The 23598-nt window shown below is 62.3% G+C and carries 34 protein-coding genes and 1 tRNA gene; 20 read left to right on the top strand and 15 right to left on the bottom strand.

The window, feature by feature from the left end; all coding sequences use genetic code 11:
• Positions 1 to 35: 35 nt before the first annotated feature.
• On the bottom strand, positions 36 to 755 hold the full coding sequence (locus JCM7686_RS03755) for a hypothetical protein (RefSeq protein WP_020949535.1): 720 nt from the start codon (positions 753 to 755) through the stop codon (positions 36 to 38).
• 383 nt (positions 756 to 1138) lie between these two features.
• Between JCM7686_RS03755 and JCM7686_RS03750 the strand changes: the two genes are divergently transcribed.
• The gene (locus JCM7686_RS03750) at positions 1139 to 1471 is read left to right on the top strand and encodes a hypothetical protein (RefSeq protein ID WP_148292571.1); all 333 of its coding nucleotides are present in this window, start codon (positions 1139 to 1141) and stop codon (positions 1469 to 1471) included.
• Between the two features lie 95 nt (positions 1472 to 1566).
• Here JCM7686_RS03750 and JCM7686_RS03745 read toward each other — a convergent pair whose 3' ends face one another.
• The 6 genes from JCM7686_RS03745 to JCM7686_RS03720 all read right to left on the bottom strand — a co-directional run bounded on the left by JCM7686_RS03745 (position 1567) and on the right by JCM7686_RS03720 (position 5157).
• A complete protein-coding gene (locus JCM7686_RS03745; protein WP_020949534.1) occupies positions 1567 to 2208 on the bottom strand; it encodes a hypothetical protein in 642 nt (213 codons plus the stop codon).
• On the bottom strand, positions 2205 to 2777 hold the full coding sequence (locus JCM7686_RS03740; RefSeq protein ID WP_041527104.1) for a hypothetical protein: 573 nt from the start codon (positions 2775 to 2777) through the stop codon (positions 2205 to 2207). The genes JCM7686_RS03745 and JCM7686_RS03740 overlap by 4 nt, the downstream gene beginning before the upstream one ends.
• A 248-nt stretch (positions 2778 to 3025) precedes the next feature.
• The gene (locus JCM7686_RS03735; RefSeq protein ID WP_020949532.1) at positions 3026 to 3655 is read right to left on the bottom strand and encodes a hypothetical protein; all 630 of its coding nucleotides are present in this window, start codon (positions 3653 to 3655) and stop codon (positions 3026 to 3028) included.
• A 396-nt stretch (positions 3656 to 4051) separates the two neighbouring features.
• A complete protein-coding gene (locus JCM7686_RS03730; protein ID WP_020949531.1) occupies positions 4052 to 4273 on the bottom strand; it encodes a hypothetical protein in 222 nt (73 codons plus the stop codon).
• 288 nt (positions 4274 to 4561) lie between these two features.
• Positions 4562 to 4831, bottom strand: coding sequence for a hypothetical protein (locus JCM7686_RS03725; protein ID WP_041527103.1), 270 nt, complete (start codon positions 4829 to 4831; stop codon positions 4562 to 4564).
• Positions 4832 to 4911: 80 nt separating this feature from the next.
• A complete protein-coding gene (locus JCM7686_RS03720; RefSeq protein ID WP_236635869.1) occupies positions 4912 to 5157 on the bottom strand; it encodes a hypothetical protein in 246 nt (81 codons plus the stop codon).
• A 51-nt stretch (positions 5158 to 5208) separates the two neighbouring features.
• On the opposite strand from JCM7686_RS03720, the gene JCM7686_RS03715 reads away from it, so the two are divergent.
• The 15 genes from JCM7686_RS03715 to JCM7686_RS03660 all read left to right on the top strand — a co-directional run bounded on the left by JCM7686_RS03715 (position 5209) and on the right by JCM7686_RS03660 (position 13260).
• A complete protein-coding gene (locus JCM7686_RS03715) occupies positions 5209 to 5859 on the top strand; it encodes a LexA family transcriptional regulator (RefSeq protein ID WP_041527566.1) in 651 nt (216 codons plus the stop codon).
• Positions 5859 to 6089, top strand: a complete 231-nt coding sequence (locus tag JCM7686_RS03710; protein WP_041527102.1) for a hypothetical protein — start codon at positions 5859 to 5861, stop codon at positions 6087 to 6089. The genes JCM7686_RS03715 and JCM7686_RS03710 overlap by 1 nt, the downstream gene beginning before the upstream one ends.
• A gap of 228 nt (positions 6090 to 6317) precedes the next feature.
• Positions 6318 to 6506, top strand: a complete 189-nt coding sequence (locus JCM7686_RS03705; protein ID WP_148292570.1) for a hypothetical protein — start codon at positions 6318 to 6320, stop codon at positions 6504 to 6506.
• 220 nt (positions 6507 to 6726) lie between these two features.
• On the top strand, positions 6727 to 6918 hold the full coding sequence (locus tag JCM7686_RS24270) for a hypothetical protein (RefSeq protein WP_148292569.1): 192 nt from the start codon (positions 6727 to 6729) through the stop codon (positions 6916 to 6918).
• Complete coding sequence (locus JCM7686_RS03700) at positions 6915 to 7163, top strand: hypothetical protein (protein ID WP_020949526.1); 249 nt, start codon at positions 6915 to 6917, stop codon at positions 7161 to 7163. The genes JCM7686_RS24270 and JCM7686_RS03700 overlap by 4 nt, the downstream gene beginning before the upstream one ends.
• Positions 7163 to 7366, top strand: coding sequence for a hypothetical protein (locus tag JCM7686_RS03695; protein WP_020949525.1), 204 nt, complete (start codon positions 7163 to 7165; stop codon positions 7364 to 7366). Before JCM7686_RS03700 ends, JCM7686_RS03695 begins: the two co-directional genes overlap by 1 nt.
• A complete protein-coding gene (locus JCM7686_RS03690) occupies positions 7366 to 7566 on the top strand; it encodes a hypothetical protein (RefSeq protein WP_041527100.1) in 201 nt (66 codons plus the stop codon). Before JCM7686_RS03695 ends, JCM7686_RS03690 begins: the two co-directional genes overlap by 1 nt.
• A 72-nt stretch (positions 7567 to 7638) precedes the next feature.
• The gene (locus JCM7686_RS03685; RefSeq protein ID WP_236635868.1) at positions 7639 to 8169 is read left to right on the top strand and encodes a tellurite resistance TerB family protein; all 531 of its coding nucleotides are present in this window, start codon (positions 7639 to 7641) and stop codon (positions 8167 to 8169) included.
• Positions 8166 to 8318 carry a hypothetical protein gene (locus JCM7686_RS24630; protein WP_020949523.1) on the top strand — a complete coding sequence of 51 codons (153 nt, stop codon included), beginning with the start codon at positions 8166 to 8168 and terminating at the stop codon, positions 8316 to 8318. Before JCM7686_RS03685 ends, JCM7686_RS24630 begins: the two co-directional genes overlap by 4 nt.
• A 71-nt stretch (positions 8319 to 8389) precedes the next feature.
• The gene (locus tag JCM7686_RS03680) at positions 8390 to 8716 is read left to right on the top strand and encodes a hypothetical protein (protein WP_020949522.1); all 327 of its coding nucleotides are present in this window, start codon (positions 8390 to 8392) and stop codon (positions 8714 to 8716) included.
• Positions 8717 to 8743: 27 nt separating this feature from the next.
• Complete coding sequence (locus JCM7686_RS03675; protein WP_020949521.1) at positions 8744 to 9598, top strand: YfdQ family protein; 855 nt, start codon at positions 8744 to 8746, stop codon at positions 9596 to 9598.
• Between the two features lie 72 nt (positions 9599 to 9670).
• Positions 9671 to 9928 (top strand): hypothetical protein, encoded by a 258-nt coding sequence (locus JCM7686_RS03670; protein WP_041527099.1) that lies wholly within the window; start codon positions 9671 to 9673, stop codon positions 9926 to 9928.
• Complete coding sequence (locus JCM7686_RS03665; protein WP_020949520.1) at positions 9925 to 11982, top strand: DNA cytosine methyltransferase; 2058 nt, start codon at positions 9925 to 9927, stop codon at positions 11980 to 11982. The genes JCM7686_RS03670 and JCM7686_RS03665 overlap by 4 nt, the downstream gene beginning before the upstream one ends.
• The gene (locus JCM7686_RS24625) at positions 11982 to 12158 is read left to right on the top strand and encodes a hypothetical protein (protein ID WP_158442335.1); all 177 of its coding nucleotides are present in this window, start codon (positions 11982 to 11984) and stop codon (positions 12156 to 12158) included. The genes JCM7686_RS03665 and JCM7686_RS24625 overlap by 1 nt, the downstream gene beginning before the upstream one ends.
• Positions 12151 to 13260, top strand: a complete 1110-nt coding sequence (locus JCM7686_RS03660; protein WP_051201510.1) for a tyrosine-type recombinase/integrase — start codon at positions 12151 to 12153, stop codon at positions 13258 to 13260. The genes JCM7686_RS24625 and JCM7686_RS03660 overlap by 8 nt, the downstream gene beginning before the upstream one ends.
• Positions 13261 to 13264: 4 nt before the next feature.
• On the opposite strand, the gene JCM7686_RS03655 is transcribed toward JCM7686_RS03660, so the two are convergent.
• The 4 genes from JCM7686_RS03655 to pdxH form a co-directional block, all read right to left on the bottom strand.
• A tRNA-Pro gene (locus JCM7686_RS03655) sits at positions 13265 to 13341 on the bottom strand.
• Positions 13342 to 13410: 69 nt separating this feature from the next.
• Positions 13411 to 13908 carry a DUF192 domain-containing protein gene (locus JCM7686_RS03650; protein ID WP_041527098.1) on the bottom strand — a complete coding sequence of 166 codons (498 nt, stop codon included), beginning with the start codon at positions 13906 to 13908 and terminating at the stop codon, positions 13411 to 13413.
• Positions 13905 to 14498, bottom strand: a complete 594-nt coding sequence (locus JCM7686_RS03645) for a cold-shock protein (protein ID WP_020949517.1) — start codon at positions 14496 to 14498, stop codon at positions 13905 to 13907. Before JCM7686_RS03645 ends, JCM7686_RS03650 begins: the two co-directional genes overlap by 4 nt.
• Before the next feature lie 144 nt (positions 14499 to 14642).
• On the bottom strand, positions 14643 to 15305 hold the full coding sequence (gene pdxH, locus JCM7686_RS03640) for a pyridoxamine 5'-phosphate oxidase (protein WP_020949516.1): 663 nt from the start codon (positions 15303 to 15305) through the stop codon (positions 14643 to 14645).
• A gap of 83 nt (positions 15306 to 15388) precedes the next feature.
• On the opposite strand from pdxH, the gene fabI reads away from it, so the two are divergent.
• From fabI to JCM7686_RS03620, 4 genes are read left to right on the top strand one after another with little or no spacing between them, the layout of a single operon-like run.
• Positions 15389 to 16216, top strand: a complete 828-nt coding sequence (gene fabI, locus JCM7686_RS03635) for an enoyl-ACP reductase FabI (protein WP_020949515.1) — start codon at positions 15389 to 15391, stop codon at positions 16214 to 16216.
• A gap of 21 nt (positions 16217 to 16237) precedes the next feature.
• Positions 16238 to 16840: a LysE family translocator gene (locus tag JCM7686_RS03630; RefSeq protein ID WP_020949514.1), complete on the top strand. Its 603-nt coding sequence runs from the start codon at positions 16238 to 16240 to the stop codon at positions 16838 to 16840.
• A gap of 12 nt (positions 16841 to 16852) precedes the next feature.
• The gene (gene gpt, locus JCM7686_RS03625; RefSeq protein WP_020949513.1) at positions 16853 to 17341 is read left to right on the top strand and encodes a xanthine phosphoribosyltransferase; all 489 of its coding nucleotides are present in this window, start codon (positions 16853 to 16855) and stop codon (positions 17339 to 17341) included.
• Positions 17341 to 17829 (top strand): DUF2127 domain-containing protein, encoded by a 489-nt coding sequence (locus tag JCM7686_RS03620; protein ID WP_020949512.1) that lies wholly within the window; start codon positions 17341 to 17343, stop codon positions 17827 to 17829. Before gpt ends, JCM7686_RS03620 begins: the two co-directional genes overlap by 1 nt.
• An 8-nt stretch (positions 17830 to 17837) precedes the next feature.
• Here JCM7686_RS03620 and trpE read toward each other — a convergent pair whose 3' ends face one another.
• The 4 genes from trpE to JCM7686_RS23285 all read right to left on the bottom strand — a co-directional run bounded on the left by trpE (position 17838) and on the right by JCM7686_RS23285 (position 23555).
• Positions 17838 to 19343 (bottom strand): anthranilate synthase component I, encoded by a 1506-nt coding sequence (trpE, locus tag JCM7686_RS03615; RefSeq protein ID WP_020949511.1) that lies wholly within the window; start codon positions 19341 to 19343, stop codon positions 17838 to 17840.
• A gap of 2 nt (positions 19344 to 19345) precedes the next feature.
• The gene (locus JCM7686_RS03610) at positions 19346 to 21355 is read right to left on the bottom strand and encodes a SurA N-terminal domain-containing protein (RefSeq protein ID WP_041527097.1); all 2010 of its coding nucleotides are present in this window, start codon (positions 21353 to 21355) and stop codon (positions 19346 to 19348) included.
• A gap of 90 nt (positions 21356 to 21445) precedes the next feature.
• Positions 21446 to 22621, bottom strand: coding sequence for an aminotransferase (locus tag JCM7686_RS03605; RefSeq protein WP_020949509.1), 1176 nt, complete (start codon positions 22619 to 22621; stop codon positions 21446 to 21448).
• A gap of 13 nt (positions 22622 to 22634) precedes the next feature.
• Positions 22635 to 23555 carry a hypothetical protein gene (locus tag JCM7686_RS23285; protein ID WP_020949508.1) on the bottom strand — a complete coding sequence of 307 codons (921 nt, stop codon included), beginning with the start codon at positions 23553 to 23555 and terminating at the stop codon, positions 22635 to 22637.
• Positions 23556 to 23598: the final 43 nt, after the last annotated feature.

Here is a 23598-nt window from a genome sequence, read left to right as displayed (position 1 = left end):
TGCGTGACATTTTCGACACAGGACGGCGAAACAGCTCAGGAACCCGCCAGGCCCGCCACCCGTGCCTCGATCTCGCGCCGCAAATGCGCGGGCAGACGCAGCCGGAACGCTTCCTCGGCCCCGTCATAAAAGCCGAGCCGCGGCTGGTACTGCGGCACCACCCGCGTGAACCGCAGGATCTGGTAGATCGTGCCATCGGCTTCGCGCATCCACACGCCCTTGGGCAGCCGGCTCTCGGCCTGCGGTACGAAGAAGCCCGTCTTCCGCCGCTTGCGCTTGCGCGACGCCAGCGTCGTGTTTGTCCAGGCATCGCGCTGCGCCTTCAGACCCGACATGACCTTGTTGCGCTCGCCCGCGTCCCAGTTGCCATAAGCGTTCAGCTTGGCGAAGGGTGCGGGCATCACGGCGGTGATCGTGCCATCATAAGCCAACCGCGACCGCAGAACCGTTTCCAAGCCCGTGGGCGGGCGCGGTCCGCCACCTTCCTGCACCTTGAGGTAATCGCGTGCCGCATTGCGCGGGCGCTCGTGGATCACCGCTTCGAGCCGTTCGGTATGGGCCTTCTGGATCACAAAGGCCCTCTTGGTGAACGGGGTCGGGCGATCAAACACCCCATCCATTCGCGCATGGATGCCCGCAAGCACATCCCCCGCCGTCTTGTCCAGCGCATCCTTCGCAGCCCATTTGAGCTGGCGTTCGGAAAGCTGGCGCAGCTTGGCCTGAAGAGCCGTGTCGTCAACGTCGAGATTGAGCATGTTACGGTCATCCCTCCGATGCAAGCATGCGCATAGCGGCGCAAGCTCCCTTCACCCTCCGATTTCAATCATAGCGAATCGCTCGCCTTCGAGGATACACTGATCGGTATTACTTTATGTCATTGAAGCACGGTCATGGCCGCCGTTTTCATCGGTATCGTAAGCGGACTTATTTGTGCACTCATATCGCTCTGCCTCGGCGTGTCTTGGAAGGGCGTCTTTCTTGTATATGTTTGCACCGGCATTACAGCGATGATCGCTCATGCCGTGCTCGTCGCAATTGTTGAGCCATGGTTAGCTAGGAGGCGCCTCCCCGCCCAAGAAAAAAGAGCCCCTCGAAAATCGACCAAAGATTCCTGACCAGACAAAGCACGAGCGGCGAGATGCTTCCACTCTATCAAGTTGAATTTTCAATGGGTCGCTTCGGACCCTTTCAGGGCGAGCTAACGTTCCGAGACCTCGAGCCTGATAGTGATTTCAAACTAACCTTTGGCCCGCTGTTTGTAAGCGCTGCAGCTCTAGACGCAGAAAAGTACATTTTTGTCCAAAAAGGACGTCAACCAATCGCAATCGGCAACTACTCAGGCCGCATCTTTGTCGATGAAGCAAGCAGTGCCACCTATGGTGAACTCTACATAAAACGAGATACGACCAAAGGGTCGGTCACTGATTTCTCTGCCCTACTGGACCGGGATGAGAAGACTTCGAAACCTTAAGCTCACATGCCCATCAAAATGAAAAACGCCCGCGAGGTTTTCTCCTCCGGGCGCATGTATGGCCAGACCCTTATGTCAAGGAAGCCGTGTCGCAGTCAAGAAGATTTCCACGGGGTCATGTCCGGCAAGCCGTCGATGATCTCGACGCGGTTTGTGCGCCAGCCGATAAAATCGACATTGAGATGAAGAAGCGCGCCATACCAGCCCAGATAGTCCCGACGACGCGCGGCCAAAACCGCCGCCGATCCAGTATAGCCGATCGGGCAAATCTCTGGCCGATACGTCAGGGTCTTGCGACCGCGAGGGTAGTAATAGGACGCCTCGGGCAGTTTCCGGATCGCCGCCAGCCATTCCCCAGCATCGGTCATTTCCCAACCGCACGGCACGATCCCGACCCGCTCATTCTCGCGCCAATCCGGCGCACTGCGAGCGCGGGCATGATCCGCGACAATCATTGCCATCCGCCTCCCCCCTACCTCGATCGGCAATGCCTCGACCGCCGCCGCGATGATCTGGGCATCGGGATGCGGGTCACTTGAGCCCCCGCCATCCACAGTGCAGCCCAATTCGCCGCGCCGTTGGATCACCGAAATGATGTCATGGCCCGGTCGCTCAAATTCTTTTGCGCCGAGCTCGTCAAAATCGAGCCGTGCGCATTCGGTGGCGAAAGCCCACTCCAGCGCTTGCTGGATCGTCATCTGGCGCACCGCCGCCCGCACCGGAAACATCGCGGTCATGCCCCTGCCCCTTCCCCGATTTCGCGGCAGCGCTGCAACGCCGCGTTGCGCCGATCCCACCAGTCCCGGTCCACCGGGCCGAGCTCACCTTCTTGGGCCAGGCGGCCTTCGAGATCACGATAGCGGCGCAAGGTGCTCGCCGCGCCATCGCGAATGGTGCCGAGCGCCCAAGCAGACGGCCAGCGCCGGTTCTTTCGCAAGTCGAACAGCAGTTCGGGCGCCCAGCCTTCTGCGATCGCGGTCTGGCCGCAGGCATGAGAAAAGACGGCGCGGATCAAGGGTGAAGCGCTGTCGCCCGGCGGCTGGATCTCGCCAGCCCATTGCAGGATCTGGTTCGAGATCGGGAAGCGATCGCGATCCTTGCCGCCGGGGCTTGCCGCGACCTGCTCTTCGAGCGCCATCAGGCTGCCATCCGACATATAGGCGAGCCGCGCGCACATATCTCTGACCATTTCCTCGAAGTCAGCAACGGTCAGCGACGAGGGCTTGGCCAACCCGCGCCGCTTCAATGGCTCGACCAGAAGCCGCAAAACCCGCTTTTCGCCCTGTGCCTGTTCTTCGCTGTTCATCTCACCCTCATTCTCAGCACGTCCCGACTTATCCACAGGCGCGCCCTTTCGATTGCGCGCTTAAGTTTCCTTTCCTTATCTTTTCATTTCTTCTCTTCTCTTCTCTGTCCGGAAGAATTCGGAGGAAATCAGGCCGGAACTCGGCGCAAACCTTCCCATTTCCTTCTGATTTCTTCCGAATTCCTTCCGCGTTCTTTCCGGTTCCTTCCGAATTTCTTCCGCCGGAAGAAATGGAAAGAATGGGATGTTCAGCCGCTGGCCCGGATTTCGGCCAGTTCCATTTGCTCCATCGCGTCGAGGACGATATTTGGGCGGCGTTGCTTCTTGGGGTGGTTCTCAAGAAGATACTGGTCGAGGCGCAGCACATAGATATGATCTTCGGCCATGGCTTTCGTGCCGCCCGCCCGCACGATCTGATCAGGCAGCTGAGCGAGACGCTTCCGCTCCCGCTCAGACTCTAGCTTGTCATTATAGCTGACTGTCGCTTTGGCCGCGTCCTGCACCCATTTGTGCATTTCAAGATGGTAAAGGCGAACAGTGCCGTCTTCGCAAAGACACCGCCGCCACTCCCAGAGGGGGCCATATTCCCTTTCGCAGATCCGAATGAACTCATCGACCGGGGTATTAACCAGACCCGCAAGGATGCGGGGATCCTCCGGCAGCGTCCCAACCGGCTGCTGGTTTTGCGCGGCAAAGATCAGCTCAAGCGCCAGGCAGCGCGAATCTCGGTCCGCCAACTGACGAAAATCGCAATTGCCCCAATACTGATGATGGAACTGCATGAAGTAGTGGCTCTTGAGCTCGATCCCTGCCGGAATTGGGCACTCCGGCAGAGCATCGACAGCAACCGGATGCAGATTTCGGCGCGGCGCGATCATGCGGCACCTCTCTTCGCGGCTCGCGCATCGACCAACATCAGCTGAGACAGGATCCGGTCGTGTTCGCCACGCCGCAGCCATTTTGATGCCGTGCTGCGATGGACAGAGAGTGCCCCGGCGAAATCTTTAATCGACGGCCAGCTGTGACTGCCGACCGAGACCTGGCGTTTATGTGCGCCGGGCTTCCAGTTGCAGACCGGCCCACAGCCGAGGCGGTCAAGATTGCCATGACGGTCAAGGTGGTGGACAACGGTCTGACAACTGACGCCAGCGGCTGCCGCAACTGCGCGCATGCCGTAATAGTCGCGCCCCTGCCACGGATAGACACCCGGCGCAGGTCCAGGGCGACGTTTAGGCCCGGGTGATACGGTCGCGCGCCGCGGGAAACTCGATCGCTTACCCATTGAGGCGGGCCTTCGGATAGCCTGCGATCACGACGCTGGCCGCCTCGCCGCTCTCGCGGATGCCTGCATCCCGGATCCGTGCGATCAGCACGCGAGAGAAGGAGGCGCTTTTACCGTAATCGCGGCTGATCTCGGAATAGCTGTCACCGCTCACGGCGCGGCGCAGGATCGCGAGGTCGCGCTCATCGGCTGTGCGAGAAGAAGCAATATACATCTGATCCGTCCCTCATGCGCATTCGCGTTTGTTTGAGAAAAGGCGGGGCGGCGCGAGCAGCTACCGCCCCGCAGTTGGTCACCGGAGCCGGACAGGCTGGGCGGTGACGAAACCGGAGGGCCGCAAAATCTCCGGGTTATTCGCGGCTTGCGCCCTTGATCCGTTGGAAAAATCTTTCCGACTGCGATTTGAACCATTCGGCATCGGCAGCGGAGCGATCCGCCACCCGAAGCGCCCGACGATGCCGGGCCGCGTAATATCGCTGCGCCATGCGCCAGAGCACCCGCATCATTCCGCCTCCGGATCGATGATCTGAAACACCGCTTCGGCACCGACCAAGGCGACGACCTTCAGCACATAGCGAAAATGCGGGGCATTCTCCCGGCGGAGCCAGTTGCGCACGGTGCGCGAGGTGACCGGGCGACGATCCGAGGTCAGGACCTCAGCTGCACGTTCCGCCAGATCGTTCTCGGATTGCGCCTCTGGGAAGGCGCGCCAGAGCAAGCTGGCAAACCATGCCCGCTCGGCTTCCTCGCCGCTGCATTTTCGGAAAGACATTTCAGAAAGTCCTGTGCTGTTGTGTCCCCGTGCAGAAGGACGATCATCAGAACGGAGAGAGGATGCGGCAGGGCGAAGGCTCATGTCGCGTCCTCGGGGGTTTCAACCGCTGGGTTGGCAACCATGAAATCGCGCAGCTTGTCGGCAATGATCATGGTCGGGCTGGACGTGCCGTCCTTCCATTTCTGCCATTGCCCCCAAGGCGCGTTGATCACCTTGCGCAGAAGGTTCTGCGGTGAGATGCCTCGCGCGGCGGTGTAGACTTCGATTTCGGCGATGAGCTGATCCATGCACGCAATGTAGGGGATAATTCCCCCATTGATCAAGGGGGTATTTCCGCCATGCTCGGCGCGCTCCGCGGGGATATATTCCCCTCTATGGAAACCACCTTTAAGCAAGCTCTGGAACAAGCCCTCAATAGGACTGGCAGATCATTGCGCAGCGTAGCAATGGCGGCTGGCGTATCTTACGAACAGTTAAAAAGCCTACAGCAAGGCAAGGCCCAGAAGACGAACGTAGATGATGCGATGAGGGTTGCCGCTGCCTTCGGCGTAACCCTTGACGATTTCTACCTTGGAAAACTTTCGCCAATCGACCACCAGACAATAGCCGTCGCTGGTCACGTCGGCGCTGGAGCGAATGTCCCGCTGGTCGATGCTTACGAGAAGGGCGACGGGCTCTTTCATGTCGCAGCGCCAGCGCAATTCACGCGCAACGGAGCCCCAAAAGGAATCGTCGCCGTCGAGGTCGAGGGCGACAGCATGGCTCCGATGTATCAGCCGGGCGATGTGCTGTTTTATACTCGCCATACCCATGAAGGCGTTCCAGAAGAGGACATTGGTCGCATCTGCGTTGTGGAAGATGACGCCGGTATGGTTTGGGTCAAGCAGGTCAAGCGCGGCGTCGAGCCGGGCCTTTTCCACCTCATCTCACTCAATACGAATTCTGAAAATATGCACAATGTCAGGATCAAATGGGCAGCGCGCGTGATGCTGGCGCTTCCTGCGGAGATGGTGGAGCGGATCTGATGGCGCCCCTGCCCGAAACCGCTGACCAATGGGCTGCGGCGACTCGCGTCGTTCTGGGGCTATTGCGACTACAAACTGAGCAGCCCGGAGCGATTGATCTGGGCGACATGCCACGCTTCCTTCAGATGGCTGCCGATGAACGGAACCGGCATGGCGACTTTGGCGCAGCTCGGATGCTGGAGAGTTGGGCGCGCAAGCTGACTAAGCCAGTGGATGAGTGGGAAGACTAAAGCCTGTCATCATCCCTGCTCGATCCAACCGGATTACTTTGCATTTCAGGCTGGGCTCCAAGTGACGTCGCGTACGTTCCCCGCCCCTCTGTGCCCTTGAGCACATAACTCAGCCCGTGACGCGGGTATTGAGCTGACAGTTTTTAGCGAGTTACTGTCGATGTTAAGCGCGTCCTACCGGAAGGTTGGGCGCGTTTGAGCATATTGAACCAGAAGGACTTGAATAGCTTGAAGCCCATTTCAGAAGTGTTTTTGTGCGAAGACGTTTTCGGCGGCATTCATCACGTCAGGATGACGGTAAGTTCTAACGAGGTCTCGTATTCTATCGACGGCAATACAACTGCCACTCCGATTGATGAGGTTGCCAAGGTTTTCAGGATCGAAGGAAGCGGCGTGATCATCCGCCGGATCGGCTAGAGGCCGCCCCCTCAGCCACCCAGCCCGCCCCAACCGGCGGGCTCTTTCATACGCCGCGACCCGGCGCGAGCGAGGCAAGCAACGCGGACCACCCTGACCTCAGGGTAGCAGGCGCGAATCGGTCGATCAATCTCAACTGGGGGATTATTCCCCTATAGTGATTGACATGAGGGATTATTCCCCCATAATGAATCCATCCCCAACCGGATGGAGCCCGCACATGCACATTCCCACCGTCCTGTCTGTCCGAGATCTCGCCATGCCCGAGGCGGACGCCGGTCTTGAGCCGGAGACGCTGACCGCCCGTGCGATCGCGATCCTGAAAGACACCAGCCGGAACCACGCCAGCCGGAACCACGCCAGCCGCGTGAACGCTGCGCTGCGCTTGCTCCGGAAGGCGGGCGCAGCATGATCGCACTTGCCCACCCGGCCAAAGCAGCCGCCCGCCCCGCCCCGCGCATCGGCGCCATGCTCTCCGGCGCGATCCGCGCGGTAGCACTGGTCGCCGCAACCATTTCCGCTGTCATCATCATCGTCACAGCTTGGCATGTCGCGGGCAGCGCGATCAGCTGGGCGGACGCGCGGGCCTTCGTCGCGCCGACCTCACTGGAAACGCGCGGACGCTCGATCGAGCAGCTGGTCGAGGGGATGCGCTGATGTCGACAACCTCACCCACCCAGCTCATGGGCCCCGAGTTTGCCGCACAACTGCCGATGCTGGCAGTTCGGATGCTGATCACCGAGGACCTGCTGCGGCGCGCGCTGCACGAGGTCCCGGGGCTGCGCGACAGCGCTCTGGGCAGCGCCATTATCACCGCGATAACCGCGCCGAACAGCCAGATCGCCGAGGGGGCGCTGTGATGGCGGCCCGGTTTCGCATGTCGAGTAACGGCTGGATCGTCGATAATCTGACCGGTCTCCACATCCTGCAGGTCGCTGCGCATGTGCTGGATGAAGACACCGCGCATCGCGTCACGGCAGCAATCATCGCAGCGCTGCACGCCGAATTCGGCCCCGCCAAATCCGAACCCGAAACCTGCCCCGCCCAGCCCACCAACTGAGCGCAGCAGAGCCGCCGGGATGGCAGCCCCGGCGGCGCCAATTCCAACCGCGTCTCCCCCTCCCTGACGCGGATGGAAGCCCCCGAGGTGGATAGGGCCCTCGGGGGCAACATTCCCAACAGAACCGCGCCCGGCGGCTCCGGGCATTCACAAGGAAAAGGAAATCAGATGCTTGGAAAGCTCTTTGGCAAGAAGGCAGAGGCTGTCGTCCAGAAGTTCTCTGGCCGGACCGACTATCTCGAAGCCGTTTGTGCCGGTGCAGCACTCGTGGCCGCTGCTGACGGCGAGATTGGTGACGACGAAGTCAGCGCGACCGTCAAAGCCGTGAAGGCAAATAAGGTGCTCGCACAGGGCTTTGAGCCCCAGGTGATCGAGAAGACGATCAATTCCATGCTGGATCGCGCAGGCGGCGGGCGCGTCGGTCGCGCGGGGCTGCGCAAGGAAATCAGCGAGGTCGCCAAAGATGCCGAGATGGCAGAGGCCGTTGTGCTGACCATGCTCGATGTTGCGGAGGCAGACGGATCGATTGCACCAGAAGAGCAGAAGGTTCTGGATTCCGTGGCAAAGGATCTGGGCATCGACCTGTCGCGGCTAGCCGCATGATCGAGCACCTTAGCTTACCATCCGCGCTTGGCATCGCCGCAGCTGCGATCATCGCGCAGGTGATCCTCCCCGCAGCATTCGATCTGATCGCATCCCTCGCGATCTTCGGCTGCGGTGCCACCATCGGTTGGCGTGCCAAGAAAGCCTGACCCTCCGGTGACCGGTCCCGCGCGGACCGGCATCCCGTCCCCCTATTGCAACCTGCACAGAGGCAACCGCCATGGCGCGCAACGAACTCAACTTCCTCGAATTCATCCAGAGCTTTCGCCGTGGCGAACTGCTGGAAACCGGAGACAACAAGCTCTCCGAGCTGATCGAGGCGATCCGCGAAACCGGCAATGGCGGCAGCCTGACCATGAAGGTCGGCATCAAGGTCAACAAAGCCGGCCAGCTCGAAGTCGTGCCCGACATCTCGATCAAGAAACCGACCCGAAGCATGGGAACCGGCATTTACTTCGCCACCGATGATGGCCGCCTTACCCGCCGCGATCCCAACCAGATGGATTTCGAAGACGAGCTCGAACGCCGACGCGCGATCGACGTCTGACCCCTTCCCAACCCGAAAGGACCAACCATGTCTCAAAGCTCCGAACAATTCGGCCAAGTCACCGCGCTTGCCGCGGATCCACGCAGCGCCCTCGAAACCGTTCTGGAGGCCGCACGCATCGCGGCGCCGACCATCTTCGGCCAGGACGGCCGTGAATACGCTGCGCTGCCGAAAAGTTTCAGCCTACTCGACATTTCCGACCCGAACCGGCTTCCCTCGCGGGTCCAGCAAGCGGTCACGGTCGATGATCGCGCATCGCTCTCAGCTTATGCCAACCGCTTCAAATCTGATCGCTCGGTTATCATTGCGGATTTCGACGCGCTCACCGTGTCGGCACGCCTTGACTGGCACGAGCATAACCTTGGCGAAGACTTCCCCGCCCCCGGTTACAACGCCCATGCCGTCACGTTAAAGCTGCGCCCCTCGGAGGAGTTTGCCCGCTGGGATGCGATGGAGGGCAAGATCCATCCCCAAGACGAGTTCGCGCGCTTCCTCGAAGAGAACAGCGTCGACATCGGTCATCCCGAAGCCGCGACCATGATCGAGATCAGCCGCGACTTCGAGGCCACGGTCGGACAAACCTACAAATCCGCCCTGCGCCTGGACAACGGCGACCGCAAGCTGGTCTTCGAGACCGATACCAAGGTCCAGAACGGCGTCGTGATCCCCGAGAAGTTCACGCTCTCCATTCCGATCTACAATGGCGAGCAGCCAGAAGAACTGAGCTGCCTTTTCCGTTGGCGCGCCATGGGTGGCGGCGCGGTTGGTCTCGGATTTCAATGGCATCGCGTCGAATACCAACGCCGCGCGCACTTCACGCAAATCGCACTCACCGCATCTGAGGAAACCGGCCTGCCTTTCTACATGGGGCGGTTTGCCTGAACCCCTAATCGACCCTCCGGTGACTGGCCCCGCGCGGGCCAGCATCCCGAGCGCCATCTCACAGGACGCAAGATGCAAGACCACAAACCCCTTACCCACCGCGGCATCGAGATCGTGCTGCCCGAGGTCCCCGGCGCGCCAGTGACCTGGACGCATGACGAAAGCGACACGCATGGATTTGCCCGAAAAGTGGAGGGTGCGATCTGCCAGATCAGCCTTCTCTTTGGGCCAGACCCGGAATGCGGAGTTTGCCTTGGCACCGGAGCCGATGACTACACCGCCCTGGCCTATTTGCCATGCCGCGTTTGCTATCCGGAGGCCAAGGCATGACCTATCAGCCGCACCTGCCCATGATCATCGACAGCTTTGCCGGCGGCGGTGGCGCCTCGACCGGGATCGAGCTTGCGCTCGCCCGCTCGCCCGATGTCGCGATCAATCACAGCGAAAAGGCCTTGGCACTGCATGCCGCCAATCATCCCGAAACGCTGCATCTCGACAGCAATATCTGGGATGTCGAGCCGCTGAGCGTCACCAAAGGCCGCCATGTTGGTCTGCTCTGGGCCAGCCCGGACTGCAAGCATTTCTCGAAGGCCAAAGGTGGCGCGCCGCGCGACCGCAACATCCGCGATCTGGCATGGGTCGTGGTCAAATGGGCCGAGTTCGCCAAGCCTGACGTGATCTGCCTCGAAAACGTAGAGGAATTCCGCAGCTGGGGGCCGATCGACAACAACGGCCAGCCCATCAAGGAACTGGCCGGGATCGAGTTCGAGCGTTGGTCGCGCCGCCTCAAAAGGGCCGGATACCGGATGCAATGGCGGGAATTGCGCGCCTGCGATTATGGCGCGCCCACGATCCGCAAGAGGTTCTTCATGGTGGCCCGGCGTGATGGTCGGCCAATCACCTGGCCGAAACCGACCCATGGCGATCCCCAATCCTCCGAGGTGCGGAAGGGCAAGCTCCTGCCGTGGCGGTCAGCCGCCGAATGCATAGACTGGTCGCTGCCGTGCCCCAGCATCTTCGACAGCGCGGCCGAGATCATGGAGAAGCATTCGCTTCGCGCCGTGCGACCGCTCGCGTCGAACACGCTGGCGCGGATTGCCCGCGGGATGAAGCGCTATGTGCTCGAGGCCGAACGCCCCTTCCTCGTGAACCTGACCCACGGCGGCCGGGTCGAGGATCTGGCCCAGCCGATCAAGACGATCACAGGCGCCCACCGCGGCGAAAAAGCGTTGGTTGCACCGAATCTGCTCAGCCTCAAAGGGACGGCGCGCCGTGCCAGCACCATCGAAGCGCCGCATCCGACCGTCCTTGCCGGCGGCGGGCATAGCGCCCTGATCGCGCCGAGCCTACAGCGCTTCAATACCGGCGCAACCGGCCAGGACCTGCGCGACCCGCTGGCGACGATCACCGCCAACAGCTGGATCAAGAAGCCGGGCGGCGCGGCGCCCCTTGGCGTGCTCGCTCCCTATCTGGCCAGCATCGCCCACGGAGACAGCGGTGGACGGCGGGAATACCCGCTGGCTGACCCTCTGGGCACCGTCACCGTGGGCGGGATCCAGCACGCGGTGATCGCCCCCTTCCTCGCAACCATGCGCAACAGCCAGAAGCCTTGGCAGGGCGCGGATGATCCGACTCATACGATCACCGCTGGAGGCGCAGGTCTGACACTGATCGCCGCCTCGATGATTCAGACCGGCTATGGCGAGCGCGAGGGCCAAGCCCCCCGCGCGCTCGATATCCGCGCGCCACTCGGCACGGTGGTTGCAGGCGGTGCCAAGCACGCGCCATTCGCGGCCTTCCTCGCCCAGCACAACGGCGGGCCCCGCATGGAGGCCCATGCCGGTCACGATATCGGCCAACCGATATCGACCATCGCCGCATCTGGCAGTCATCAGACCCCGGTCGCGGCATGGTTCGCGAAATACTACGGCACTGGCGATGGCGCGCGGGCGGACGAGCCCTGCCACACGATCACTGTCAAGGACCGCATGGCCCATATGCAGGCCGAGCTGGCAGCGCCGCCCTTCGGCCCCGAGCATCGGGCCCGTGCGCGGGCCGTGTCCGAATTCCTGCGCGCACATGGGGCATGGCAGGGCGGCGAATTCGTTACCCTCGATCTGAACGGCGACACCTTTGTAGTGGTCGATATCGGCATGAGGATGCTAACCCCGCGTGAGCTGTTCACTGCGCAGGGCTTTCCGAAGGACTATGTCATTGAGGGCGTCTGGGAGGGGCTGGACAGCGACGAGCCTCACTGGCGCGCCTTTCCGAAAGACGTTCAGGTCAGCTGCTGCGGCAACAGCGTTTGCCCACCCGTCGCCGCCGCCATCGTCAGCGCCAACTGCCAGCATCTGGTCATCAAGGAAGACAGGAGGGTTGGGTGATGGGGAGACGCGCGAATTTCACCGAGGCGCAAATCAAACGTGCGATTCGCGCAGCACGGGAGATCGACAATCGCGCGATCGTCGAGGTCACTGCGGAGGGAACGATCCGCATCCTCCCTGAAGCGCTACAGAAAAACAGAAGCGACGTAGACGAATGGTTCGGACAAGATGACTAGGATCGTCCTTAAGGGGATCAACAAGGTCAGAAAGAAGCTCGCAACAGGCGAATACCGCGAACACCACTACGTTGGCCGCGGCAGAGGGGCGGTCAAATTCTGGGACAACAGCATGTCGTTTGCGGTTGGCTCGCCGGAGTATGTCGCTGCGTTTTCCGCAGCCGGATCGAGCGCCTCGCCAGCTACAGGCAAATTTCGATCGATCATTCTCCGCTTCCTTGACAGCCCTGATTTTGGCGGCCTCGCCCCGCGCACCCAAAGCGACATGAAAACATCGTTCTATCACGACAAGAACGGGATCGACCGCAAGTTTGGTGACGCCCCCTTGGCCGCCTTTGACGACCCGCGCATTCGCGTTCAAGCCCTAGACTGGCGGGACAAAATCGGCGGCAAGGTCGGGGATGACCGAATCCGGCACCTGCAAAGGCTGGTCGCCTATGCGCACGATCGCGGCACCCTCCGCCATCACCATCTGCAGAAGGTCAAATCGGTCTACAAGAGCAATCGATCGGAGATCTTCTGGACGCCAGACGAGATCGAACGCTTCAGAATTGGTTCGCCACCTCATGTCTGGCGGATCCTCGCGATTGCGCTTGAAACCGGCTTACGCCCAGGCGACCTCGCCGAGTTGACGCGTGATCACGTCCACCGGACACCACATGGGTATCGCATCGTGATTCGCACGAGCAAACGCCAGCGGCTCGCGTCCATCCCCGTTACCGCAGGGATGGCGGCCATCCTTTCAGAGGTTCCGGCAGACCAAAGCACGCTGATCGCTACCCAATCTGGCGCACCCTACAAGCACGAGAACTACCTCGGCGACGCCGTGAGCGAATGGCGGGACCGCCTGAGGATTCGCAAAGAACTGCGTTTGTATGACGCACGGGGAACCGCCGCGACGCGGCTACTCGAGGCAGGCGCCGACCTGAAGGAAATCGCCACGCATATGGGCTGGTCGCTCAAGCACGCCTCCGAGGTCATCGAGCGCTATGTCGCGCTCTCCGCAGACATGAGCGACAGCCTCGCCGAAAAGCTACAGACGGCGGAAAAACGGAAAATCCTGCAAACCAAGCTGCAAACCGGAGGTCAAAATGTCAGCTAAATTGTGGTCGGGGCGAGAGGATTCGAACCTCCGGCCTACGGTACCCAAAACCGTCGCGCTACCAGGCTGCGCTACGCCCCGAACTCTGGCACTCTTAGCCGTTGAGCCGTCGCGGGGGAAGCTAAATCGTCATCAAATGACGCGCTTATCCTAAGGACAGGGCAGAACCGCGCCGGATTGCGGCAGGCGGGTTGAGGCCATGCCCATGCCGGGCTCAAGGCCCAACCGCGCGGCCTCTCCGCCAGCGAGTTCGAGCACCATCAGCCGGGCCGGATCATCGTCGCCCGGCGCGGCGCCGGGGATCGGGGTCTCGTCATGGGGACGCGCATTGGAGTGAATCAACCGAATCACCCCCCGTGCGTCGAGAAACACCATATCGAGCGGGATCACCGTATTTTTCATCCAGAAGGCCACAGGTCGCGGGCTGTCATAGATGAAGAGCATCCCTTCCTTCTCGCCGAGATGTTCGCGAAACATCAGGCCGCGCGCCCGCTCGGCCTCGGTATCGGCGATTTCGACGGAAATCGAGGTTGCCCCGTCGAGCGTCGCGAAAACGACCTTATCGGGACTACAGGTAAAAGAAACAGCCCCGACAGGCGGGGTCAAGACCGCCAGCAGCGGCACGGCCAGCGCGAGGGCGCGGATCAAAGGACGCCCGCAACCAGTCGCGGTTTAAGCAGCAAAGGCACGGCGCCCGCGGCCGGTTTCTCTTCTTCAAGCACGCGATCCCATGCGAGAATCTGCGCGGCCATCAGCCCGCGACGGCCATCGACGATGCGGATCGCAATGGCCTCGCCCACGGCGAGATCGGCGAAACCGCAATGCCGCAGCACTTCGATATGCAGGAAAATATCGCCCTTTTGACCGAAAACATTGGCAAAGCCGAAGCCCTTGCCCTTGTCGAACCATTTCACCCGCGCGGGCAGCAGCGGCAGGCGCTCGACATCTTCGACAAAGGTCGAGCTGAGATCAGCGATCGGCGGCATCGCCCCGGTTGCAGGCGGCTCGATCGACAGGACTTCGATCGCCTGCATCCCGCGCGTGGTTTCCTGCGCAATGACTTCAACCTTGGACCCATCCGCAACAGAGCTCTGGCCGAAATTGCGCAGAACGTTGGCGTGCAAAAGAACATCGCATCCGTCTTCGTCGATGACCGACAGGAAGCCGAAGCCGCGCGCCGTATCGAACCATTTGATCACACCAGTGACCGGGCGCTTCAGGCCGCCGTTATCGTTCATGTTCTCTCACTACCTCTGGCGGCCCGTCCTGGCGTCATAACTTGGTTTGGAAGCAGCGCGGATGCACATGCGGATCAAAATACAGGCCGGTAAAAAGGTTGAATGGTCAGGTTTTCCTTACCATGAGTTCATTGCCATCCAGAATCAAGGGCTAAGACGGCAGACCTCCCAAAGCGAATCCGCGATATTTTCGACCGGAAAGTCCAGCTCTTTGTTTTCTTTGTAGTTATTCTTTCTCACCCAACGGAAGCGGTCATGCAGTCGGAACGCACCGTCACTCCAGAATTCGATTTGCACAGGTTGTATGCGATAGCCGCCCCAGAACGGCGGGCGTGCAGGGTTCAATCCTTGATTGATTCCCTGACGTGCGACCTCGGCCACCAGGGTTCCGCGGCTTGCAAGCGGCCGACTTTGCGCCGAGGCCCAGGCGCCGATGCGCGATTGCAACGCGCGCGAGCGGTAATAGGCGTCGGCCGGAGCGCCTTCCTCGCGGATGACATGGCCGCGCACGCGGATCTGGCGGCGCAGGCTTTTCCAATGGAGCACGAAGGCCGCGACGCCGGTTGCCTCGATCTCGACGCCCTTGGCGCTTTCATAATTCGTATAGAAAACGAACGAGCCATCATCGCCCGAGCCGTCGATATCTTTCAGCAGAACCATGCGGACATCGGGCAGCCCATCGGCATCGACCGTCGCCAGAGCGATCGCATTCGGATCGTTCGGCTCGGCCTTTTCGGCTTCGGTCAGCCAGCGCCTTGCGATGTCGAACGGGTCGTTTCCCGCGAAAATTCCGGTCCGCTCGCTCATTTCTGCTGCTCTCCTGACACTTGATGCCTCTTTCGTCTTAGCCTAATCCTGCCACAATGAAGAAAATCGCGAGGGACGTCTCTATGTCAAGCAATGGCGGTCACGGGTTGATGCAGGGCAAGCGTGGCCTGATCATGGGGCTGGCGAACGACAAGTCGATTGCCTGGGGCATCGCCAAGGCTCTTGCCAATGCCGGTGCCGAGCTGGCTTTTTCCTATCACGGCGAAGCACTCAAGAAGCGGGTCGATCCGCTGGCGGCGGAAATCGGTTCCGATTTCGTGGTCGAATGCGATGTCTCGGATGAGCAATCGGTGGCGGATCTGTTCACCAAACTGGGCGCGCGCTGGGACGGCATTGATTTCGTCGTCCATGCGATCGGCTTTTCCGACAAGGACCAATTGCGCGGGCGCTATGCCGATACGACGCGCGACAATTTCCTGATGACGATGGATATTTCCGTCTTCTCCTTCACCTCGGTCGCACGTCATGCCAGCGCGATGATGTCGAATGGCGGCAGCCTGCTCACGCTGACCTATTACGGCGCCGAGCGTGTGATGCCCCATTACAACGTCATGGGCGTCGCCAAAGCCGCGCTGGAAGCCTCTGTGCGCTATCTGGCCGAGGATCTCGGCAAGGACGGCGTGCGGGTCAATGCGATCTCGGCCGGGCCGATCAAGACGCTGGCCGCTTCGGGCATTGGCGATTTCCGCTATATCATGAAGTGGAACGAGCTGAATTCGCCGTTGCGCCGCAACATCAGCCAGGACGAGGTCGGCCAATCGGCGCTTTACCTGCTCTCGGATATGAGCAGCGGCGTCACCGGCGAGACCCATCACGTCGATGCGGGCTATCATGTCGTCGGCATGAAAGCCGTCGATGCGCCCGATATTTCGACGGCGAAGAAAGACTAACCCTCAAACCGGCGAGGCGGCATGAGCGTCGAACAATTTCTGGCGCTCTTTGCCGCCATGTCTCTGGCCATTCTGACCCCCGGCCCGGCGATCATCGCCGCCACGCAGGCGGCGTTCCAATATGGCCGGTCGCGGGCCTGGCCCTATGCGCTGGGTCTGGCGACGGGCGCCTCGCTCTGGTGCATCTTCGCGCTTCTGGGGCTTGCGGTGGTCTTCAAGCTGCATCCCCCGCTGTTCGTGGCGATGAAGATCTTCGGCGGCTTCTATCTGCTGTGGTTTGCCGTGGTGCTGTGGCGCGCCTCGACTCAACCGATCCCCGAGGCGGCGGATGGTGCGAGCAAGGGCTTCTGGGGGGGAATCACGCTCAACCTCTCGAACCCGAAACCCGCGCTCTTTTATGCGGCGGTGATCTTGTCGATCTTCCCCGAGGCGATGTCAGTCGATCAGAAAGTGGTGGTTTACTTCACTTGTCTGGGAACCGAGCTTTTCTGGTATTCACTGATCGCTATTTCTATGTCGACAGCGGTGATGAGGACGCGCTATTTCGCAGCCAAACTCTGGATTGATCGCGCGGCGGCTCTGGCGATGGGGCTTTTGGGCCTGCTATTGATCCTTCATCATTGAAAAGGACATGACATGACCGAGCGCCTCCCCCACGAAAAAGGCTTTCACGTCAGCTGGGACCAGATGCACCGCGATGCGCGCGCGCTGGCGTGGCGGCTGGACGGGCGCGATTGGCGCGCGGTTGTGGCGATCACCCGCGGCGGTCTCGTGCCCGCGATGATCGTGGCGCGCGAGCTTGATATCCGCACCATCGACACGATCTCGGTCAAATCCTACCACAAGCAGGAACAGGGCGGTCTGGTGGTCCTGAAATCGCCCGACCCCGAGCTGATGCAGGACGGCGAAGGCATCCTCGTCATCGACGATCTGGTCGATTCCGGTCGTACCTTGGAGCTGGTGCGCGAGAAATATCCGAAGGCCCATTTCGGCACCGTCTATGCCAAACCCAAGGGCAAGCCGATGGTGCAGGATTATGTGACCGAGGTCAGCCAGGACACCTGGATCTTCTTCCCCTGGGACATGGCGCTGCAATACGTCCAGCCCATTCGCGGCGAAGACTGATGTTCACCGCCAGCAGGCGCATGTTGCATTGGGTCTTCGAGGCCTCGGTTCTCCTCAAGGGGATCTTTGCGAGCTTCGAGACTCTGTTCGGCGTGCTCCTGCTGACGCCTCTCAGCCTGCGCGCGCTGCATTTCCTGCAAGACACCGGGCTCCATCGCGCCATTGCCGATCCCGATGACCGGCTGGCGCATTTCCTGACCCATCATCTCAATGGCATGGGCCGCGAGCACCTGCATTTCTGGGCGATCTACATGATCGGCCACGGTCTGGTGAAGCTCTGCGTGGTCGTCGCGCTGATGAAGGAATGGTATAGCGCCTTCCCCTTCGCCATGCTGGTTCTGGCGGGGTTCATCGGCTGGCAGATGCTGGATTGGTGGCACACCGGCAGCATCGTCATGGTCGCGCTTTCGGCCTTTGACGCCTTCATCATCTGGCTGACCTGGCGGGAATGGCGGGCGCGGGCAAATCAGACGCCCGCGACCCAGTAAACCCAGTCTTAGCTGTTGGCGCCGCGCACGAAGCGCGCCGCCTCTTCCGCCGCGCGACGCAAAGCGCGGCTTTTGTTTTCGGTCTCTTCGAATTCCGCCTCGGGATCGCTGTCATAGACGACGCCGCCCCCGGCCTGAATGTAAAGCTGGCCGTCCTTGACCACTGCTGTGCGCAGCGCGATGCACATATCCATCTCGCCATTGGCGGCGAAATAGCCGACCGCACCGGCATAGACGCCGCGCTTTTCGGGTTCGAGCTCGTCGATGATCTCCATCGCGCGGACTTTCGGCGCGCCCGAGACCGTGCCTGCGGGCATCCCCGCGAGCAGTGCCGAGAGCGCATCCTCGCCCTCACGCAGCTCGCCCACGACATTCGAGACGATATGCATGACGTGGCTGTAACGCTCGATGATGAATTTCTCGGTCGGGCGCACGGTGCCGATCTTGGCGACCCTGCCGACATCATTGCGCCCGAGATCGAGCAGCATCAGATGTTCGGCGAGCTCTTTCTGATCCGACAGCAGATCGGCCTCGAGCGCGCGATCCTCGGCCGCATCGGCGCCGCGTTTGCGGGTGCCTGCGATCGGGCGCACCGTGACCTCGCCGTCGCGCAGACGGACCAGAATCTCGGGGCTCGCGCCGACGATCTGGAAGCCGTCGAGGTTGAGGAAGAACATGAAGGGCGAGGGATTGGTGCGGCGCAGCGAGCGGTAAAGCGCGAAGGGCGGCAGCGGGAAATCGAGCGACCAGCGCTGGCTCGGCACGACCTGGAAGATATCGCCCGCGCGGATGTAATCCTTGGCCTTCTCGACCGCAGCGAGATAGCCCTCGCGCGTGAAGTTTGAGCGCGGCTGGCCGACCTTCATCTCTGCGCCGAAGGTGCGCGGCTCATAGGGCTGGCGATCGAGCGCACGCAGGGCCTCCATCACCCGCTCGGCGGCTTGGGCATAGGCGGCGCGCGCAGGCACGCCCGGCTCATACCAGGCGGGCGCACAAAGCGTGACCTCGCCCTTCACCCCGTCAAGCACCGCGACCACGGTCGGACGCAGCAACATCGCGTCAGGCAGGCCAAGCGGATCGGGGTTCACATCGGGCAGATGCTCGACCAGACGGATCATGTCATAGCCGAGATAGCCGAAAAGCCCCGCAGCCCCCGGCGGCACGTTTTCCGGCATCTCGATCCGGCTTTCCGTAATCAGCGCGCGCAGGCTGTCCAGCGCAGGCCGCTCATCGGCCTCGAAATCCGGCGAATAGCGGGCATTGCGGTTGATCGTGGCCTTGCCGTCGCGGCATTGCCAGATCAGGTCGGGCTTCATGCCGATGAAGGAATAGCGCCCGCGAATTTCTCCGCCGGTGACGCTTTCGAGCATGAACGAGTTCGGCGCGGCTTCGGCCAGTTTCAGCATCAGGCTGACGGGCGTATCCAGATCGGCCGCCAGCCGGATCGTCACCAGCTGGTTGCGGCCCTCCGCCCAGCCCCGTTCGAATTCCGCAAATTCCGGTGCCAGATCCATCGTCACATCCGCGAATTCGCCGCGTCAATTGCGGCTTGATTGATCGTCACGCCCTGACCGGCCTGAACCGCCCGGGCATAATAGTCGAAAAGGTCCTGCTGCAGCGATTGGCCGATCCGGTTGCCGACATTGGTCAGCACGGGCTTGGCCTGATCCGAGCCGAGATCGGCTTTGTTGATCGCTTCAAGCGTCACCAGAAACACCCGGTTCTCGGCGCTGACGATATCGGTATCGCCCACTTCCTTCAGCCCGAAGGCGCCCGGAACCAAGGCCTGCGGCGTGCCCGAGATAAAGCCGTCGCGCGGCAGGCTTGCGACCTCATGCCACGGCTCTTTGTCGGCTTCGGCGCTAACCGCCGCCTCGTCCGAGCCCGGAACCGGTGTGGTCGCTTCGGCCGTAGCGGTTTCAGTCCCCGTGGTTTCAGGCGCGGTGGTTTCAGGCGCGGTGGTTTCAGGCGCGGCGCCCGCAGTCGTCGCGGTTTCGGTCGCTGCGGCGGCCATGGTCTTCGACATGGCGGCAACCTTGCCTTCATCGGCCAGCGCCAGCAGGCGACGATGGGTCTCGCTGGCAATCCAGTCCTCGGTCACGCGCGGGCGCGCTTCCTCGAAGGGGATCAGCGTGGGCGGCACGGTTTCGTCAAGGCGCAGCGCGAAAATGCCGCCGTCGTCGAGCTCTTTCAGTTCGGCGAAGTCCTGCGTGGTCACCTGCCCAGCCGCCGAGCGGAACGCGGGATAACCGGCGATGCTGCCTTGCGCGGGCTCTTCGCTCTGCGTCCAGTCGATCTTGCCCAGCTCAAGGCCCTTGTCCTTGGCCAGATCCTCAAGCGTGGCACCGCTGGCCAGCTCGTCGTCGATTTGGCTGCGCATCTCGTCGATCTGGCGACGGGCACGGTCCAGAGCCGCCTCGCCGCGCAACTCGGGCTTGGCTTCCTCGAACGTGGTGTTCACCGGCTCAAGGATCGCATTCATCGAGAAGAGCGCAGGGCCCAGATTGGTCGGCAGCGGCCCGGTCACGCCGGGCTGGGTCAGAGCAAAGACCTGATCGCCCGCCGCGCCGAGCTGGTCTTTCGTGACCTCGCCCAGATCAACGTCGTTCAGCGTCAGCCCGCGCTCTTTCGCGAGCCCTTCGAAATCAACCTCGCCCTTGTCGAGCCGCGCTTTCGCCGCGGCAGCGGCGGCGTCATCCTGGAACACCAGCTTTTCGACCATGCGGCGCTCAGGTTTCACGAATTCCGCAATGCGCTGCTGATAGAGATCGCGCAGCGCCTGATCGTCGATCTGCACCTTTTCCTCGATCATCTCGGGCGTGATCCAGACATAGGTGATCTTGCGGATCTCGGGCGCGGTGAAGCGATCGGCATTGGCCTTGTGCCAAGCCTCGAGCGTCGCCTCATCGGGGGCAACGACCGGGGCGGCCAGATCCTTGGCCAAAAGCTCTTGCCAGCGGATATTGCGGGTCTCGAGCAGCCAGGAGGCGCTGAGATTGGTCATCGCCTCGGGCGCCTTGATGCCGCCAGTGACGGCCTGTTGCAGCATGAGCCGGGCCTGATCCATGCGCAGATCATGCTCGAACTGGCGCTCGGTCATGCCCTCCTGACGCAAAGTATCGGCATAGACCTTACGGTCGAACTGACCGGTCAGACCGCGAAAGGCCTGGATCGCCAGCAATTGCTCGCCCACGGTCTTGTCGCCGACCGAAATGCCCAGACGGTTCGCTTCATTTTCTAGCGAGGCCGACAAGAAGAGCCGCGACAGCACGATCTGCGGCACGCCGATCTGCTTGGCCTCTTCCATGGTCATGGCCTTGCCCATGCGCTGCGAGAAGTTCTGCATCTCGTTGCGCACGCCGCGCGCGTAATCGCCAGCGGTGACCGAAATATCGCCCGCCTGCCCGATATCGCTCGAGCTGCCGCCGCTGAAGTTCTGGATGCCGAAGCCGCCAAGGCCGATCAGCATGAAGCCCATGAGGACTCCGTAAACCGTGGATTTGGCCTTGCTCCGGGGTTTCGTCATCTTTTCCGCCTGTCGGTTTGTGTCGGGCTTTGTTTAGGGTGCCGCGTCCAGCGCGGCAAGTGTCGAGGAGACGCAATTCCGCGTGTGTTTTCAGGCTTGGAACGTCCTGAGCCGTGTCATCAACTCTTGGATGCGCGCTTGATCGACATTGGCGAAGGCAATCCGCAGGTGGCGCGGCGCCGCGGGATCGGTCTCTGGCATGAACATCGTGCCGGGCAAAAGCAGCACGCCAGCCTCGCGGACAAGCCGTTTGGCAAGCTCGGCCGAGCTGATCGCGAACGGATGCTCGACCCAGGCGAAATAGGCGCCGCATCCCTTGACCGTCCAGCCGGGCAGCGCCTCCATCCCCGCGCGCATGGCATCACGGCGCGCGATCACCTCGGCGCGCTCGCCTGCCAGCCAGTCGCGCAGATGCGTCATCCCCCACAGCGCGCCGATCTGGCCAAGCTGCCCGGTCGAAATCGCGACCGTATCAAGGAACTTCTCGACCTCGATCATCCGCGCCGGGCTGGCAATCAGCGCGCCGACGCGGTGGCCGGTCAGGCGATAGGCTTTCGAGAAGGAGTAAAGCTGGATCAGCGTATCGCCCCAGTCGGGATCGGCGAAAAGATCATGCGGCGCGCCGTCGCGGCTGTCGAAATCACGGTAGGTTTCGTCAACGATCAGCGCCAGCCCGTGCTTTTGCGCGAGCGCATAGAAATCGCGCAAGGTCTCGGCGGGATATTCCGCGCCCGACGGGTTGTTCGGCGACACGAGCACCAGCGCCTTGGTCCGCGCAGAGATCAGCCGCGCCGCTGCCTCGGCCTCGGGCACCATGCCCGGACCGCAGCTCAGAGGCACGGCTTTGACGCCTTGCATCTCTAGCCACATCTTGTGGTTGAAATACCACGGCACCGGAATGATGACCTCATCGCCCTGCCCCGCCACGGTCGCAATCGCCGCGCAAAAGGCCTGATTGCAGCCCTGCGTGATCGCGACATGGTCGGGCGAGAGCGTCCCGCCATAGGCGCGGCTCCACTCCGCCGCGACGGCTGCGCGCAGATCGGGATTGCCCAGCACCGGGCCGTAAAGATGGGCCTCGGGCCGGGTCAGCGCGGCCTCGGCGATGGCGCGACGCAGCCCCTCGGGCGGCGGCTCGACCGGAGCGGCCTGACTCACGTTGATCAGCGGACGCTCGGGCGGGAAGCTCACCCCCTCAAGCCAGCGCCGCGCCTCCATCACAGGCGGGCGAAAGGTCGAGGCAAGCGCGGGGTTGAGCGGAAGCATGGCGTCCCTGAGATCAGTTGCGGTCAAAAAGATGAAGCCCGCCGGGATCGGGCGGCAGAGAAAGGTCAAGCGCACCGGGATTGGGCTGGCGTTGTGACGCGGGCCCGGTTGGCTTTGGCTCGGTTGGCTTTGGTGTGGTCGGCTTTGGTGTGGTCGGCGTGGGAGCCGTCGGCTTTGCTTCGGACGGCTTGGCCTCAGTCGGTTTGGAAGCCGTCGCTTTCGGCGCCACTTGCGGGATCGGCGCAGAGGTCGGTTCGGTCACGGGCTGCGCAGGCTCGGCAACGGGCAAAGACCCGGACGCGGTGGGGTTTTCCGGCGTGGCCGGAGCGGGGGTGACCAATGCGGGCTTGTCCGACGCAGGCTTATCCGAGGCTGGCGCGCCCGGCATCGCCGGCGCGGGCGCCTGACGGCCGCGCGGATCGGGCGCGTCATTTTGGGCAAGCCCTTGCAGATCGGGCGCGGTCTCGGTCGTGCCCTGCTCGGGCGCGCGGTCGAGCGTCGGCGTCTCGACCCGTCCGGGCGGCTCGACCGGGATTGGCGCTTCGCCACCCGGAGCCGCCGGAAGGTCCGGGTTCTCGCTGATTGGCGCAAGCGCGACTGGCGCGACCGGCGCCTCTTTCGCGGTCTCGGGACGCGCGGCGGGCGCTTTGGCCGGAGCGGGCCGCAGCTCGCTGCTGGGCGCGACCACGGCGGGCGCATCGCCAAGTGCTGCGGTGTTCGGACGGCTCAGCCCCACCGGCGCGACCGGGGTCTCATCCTCGCCGCGCCCGAATTCCGAGCCGACCGGCAGGTCCAGCGCCGCCGCATCCGGGCCGGGATTGGCAACCGTCGCCCCGTCCTTGCGGGGCTGAGGCAAAGCCAGAGACAGCGCCGCAACTGCGGCACCGCACAGGATCACGCCCTGAAACAAACCTTTCGCGAAGCCCCGAGCCATTGGTCCTGTCGGTATCCGTCCCTGCTTTTCTTGCCTCGCGGGC

This window comes from Paracoccus aminophilus JCM 7686 (genome assembly GCF_000444995.1).
GTDB classification, from domain to species: Bacteria; Pseudomonadota; Alphaproteobacteria; order Rhodobacterales; family Rhodobacteraceae; genus Paracoccus; species Paracoccus aminophilus.
Note: the sequence above shows the minus strand (reverse complement) of the source record. Positions and strands in the feature narration are given on the sequence as shown.

Coding starts and splice junctions, on each gene's coding strand:
- JCM7686_RS03755 (WP_020949535.1), bottom strand. CDS start 755: ATGCTCAATCTCGACGTTGACGACACGGCTCTTCAGGCCAAGCTGCGC.
- JCM7686_RS03750 (WP_148292571.1), top strand. CDS start 1,139: ATGCTTCCACTCTATCAAGTTGAATTTTCAATGGGTCGCTTCGGACCC.
- JCM7686_RS03745 (WP_020949534.1), bottom strand. CDS start 2,208: ATGACCGCGATGTTTCCGGTGCGGGCGGCGGTGCGCCAGATGACGATC.
- JCM7686_RS03740 (WP_041527104.1), bottom strand. CDS start 2,777: ATGAACAGCGAAGAACAGGCACAGGGCGAAAAGCGGGTTTTGCGGCTT.
- JCM7686_RS03735 (WP_020949532.1), bottom strand. CDS start 3,655: ATGATCGCGCCGCGCCGAAATCTGCATCCGGTTGCTGTCGATGCTCTG.
- JCM7686_RS03730 (WP_020949531.1), bottom strand. CDS start 4,273: ATGTATATTGCTTCTTCTCGCACAGCCGATGAGCGCGACCTCGCGATC.
- JCM7686_RS03725 (WP_041527103.1), bottom strand. CDS start 4,831: ATGTCTTTCCGAAAATGCAGCGGCGAGGAAGCCGAGCGGGCATGGTTT.
- JCM7686_RS03715 (WP_041527566.1), top strand. CDS start 5,209: ATGGAAACCACCTTTAAGCAAGCTCTGGAACAAGCCCTCAATAGGACT.
- JCM7686_RS03710 (WP_041527102.1), top strand. CDS start 5,859: ATGGCGCCCCTGCCCGAAACCGCTGACCAATGGGCTGCGGCGACTCGC.
- JCM7686_RS24270 (WP_148292569.1), top strand. CDS start 6,727: ATGCACATTCCCACCGTCCTGTCTGTCCGAGATCTCGCCATGCCCGAG.
- JCM7686_RS03700 (WP_020949526.1), top strand. CDS start 6,915: ATGATCGCACTTGCCCACCCGGCCAAAGCAGCCGCCCGCCCCGCCCCG.
- JCM7686_RS03695 (WP_020949525.1), top strand. CDS start 7,163: ATGTCGACAACCTCACCCACCCAGCTCATGGGCCCCGAGTTTGCCGCA.
- JCM7686_RS03690 (WP_041527100.1), top strand. CDS start 7,366: ATGGCGGCCCGGTTTCGCATGTCGAGTAACGGCTGGATCGTCGATAAT.
- JCM7686_RS03685 (WP_236635868.1), top strand. CDS start 7,639: ATGGAAGCCCCCGAGGTGGATAGGGCCCTCGGGGGCAACATTCCCAAC.
- JCM7686_RS24630 (WP_020949523.1), top strand. CDS start 8,166: ATGATCGAGCACCTTAGCTTACCATCCGCGCTTGGCATCGCCGCAGCT.
- JCM7686_RS03680 (WP_020949522.1), top strand. CDS start 8,390: ATGGCGCGCAACGAACTCAACTTCCTCGAATTCATCCAGAGCTTTCGC.
- JCM7686_RS03675 (WP_020949521.1), top strand. CDS start 8,744: ATGTCTCAAAGCTCCGAACAATTCGGCCAAGTCACCGCGCTTGCCGCG.
- JCM7686_RS03670 (WP_041527099.1), top strand. CDS start 9,671: ATGCAAGACCACAAACCCCTTACCCACCGCGGCATCGAGATCGTGCTG.
- JCM7686_RS03665 (WP_020949520.1), top strand. CDS start 9,925: ATGACCTATCAGCCGCACCTGCCCATGATCATCGACAGCTTTGCCGGC.
- JCM7686_RS24625 (WP_158442335.1), top strand. CDS start 11,982: ATGGGGAGACGCGCGAATTTCACCGAGGCGCAAATCAAACGTGCGATT.
- JCM7686_RS03660 (WP_051201510.1), top strand. CDS start 12,151: ATGACTAGGATCGTCCTTAAGGGGATCAACAAGGTCAGAAAGAAGCTC.
- JCM7686_RS03645 (WP_020949517.1), bottom strand. CDS start 14,498: ATGAACGATAACGGCGGCCTGAAGCGCCCGGTCACTGGTGTGATCAAA.
- pdxH (WP_020949516.1), bottom strand. CDS start 15,305: ATGAGCGAGCGGACCGGAATTTTCGCGGGAAACGACCCGTTCGACATC.
- fabI (WP_020949515.1), top strand. CDS start 15,389: ATGTCAAGCAATGGCGGTCACGGGTTGATGCAGGGCAAGCGTGGCCTG.
- JCM7686_RS03630 (WP_020949514.1), top strand. CDS start 16,238: ATGAGCGTCGAACAATTTCTGGCGCTCTTTGCCGCCATGTCTCTGGCC.
- gpt (WP_020949513.1), top strand. CDS start 16,853: ATGACCGAGCGCCTCCCCCACGAAAAAGGCTTTCACGTCAGCTGGGAC.
- JCM7686_RS03620 (WP_020949512.1), top strand. CDS start 17,341: ATGTTCACCGCCAGCAGGCGCATGTTGCATTGGGTCTTCGAGGCCTCG.
- trpE (WP_020949511.1), bottom strand. CDS start 19,343: ATGGATCTGGCACCGGAATTTGCGGAATTCGAACGGGGCTGGGCGGAG.
- JCM7686_RS03610 (WP_041527097.1), bottom strand. CDS start 21,355: ATGACGAAACCCCGGAGCAAGGCCAAATCCACGGTTTACGGAGTCCTC.
- JCM7686_RS03605 (WP_020949509.1), bottom strand. CDS start 22,621: ATGCTTCCGCTCAACCCCGCGCTTGCCTCGACCTTTCGCCCGCCTGTG.
- JCM7686_RS23285 (WP_020949508.1), bottom strand. CDS start 23,555: ATGGCTCGGGGCTTCGCGAAAGGTTTGTTTCAGGGCGTGATCCTGTGC.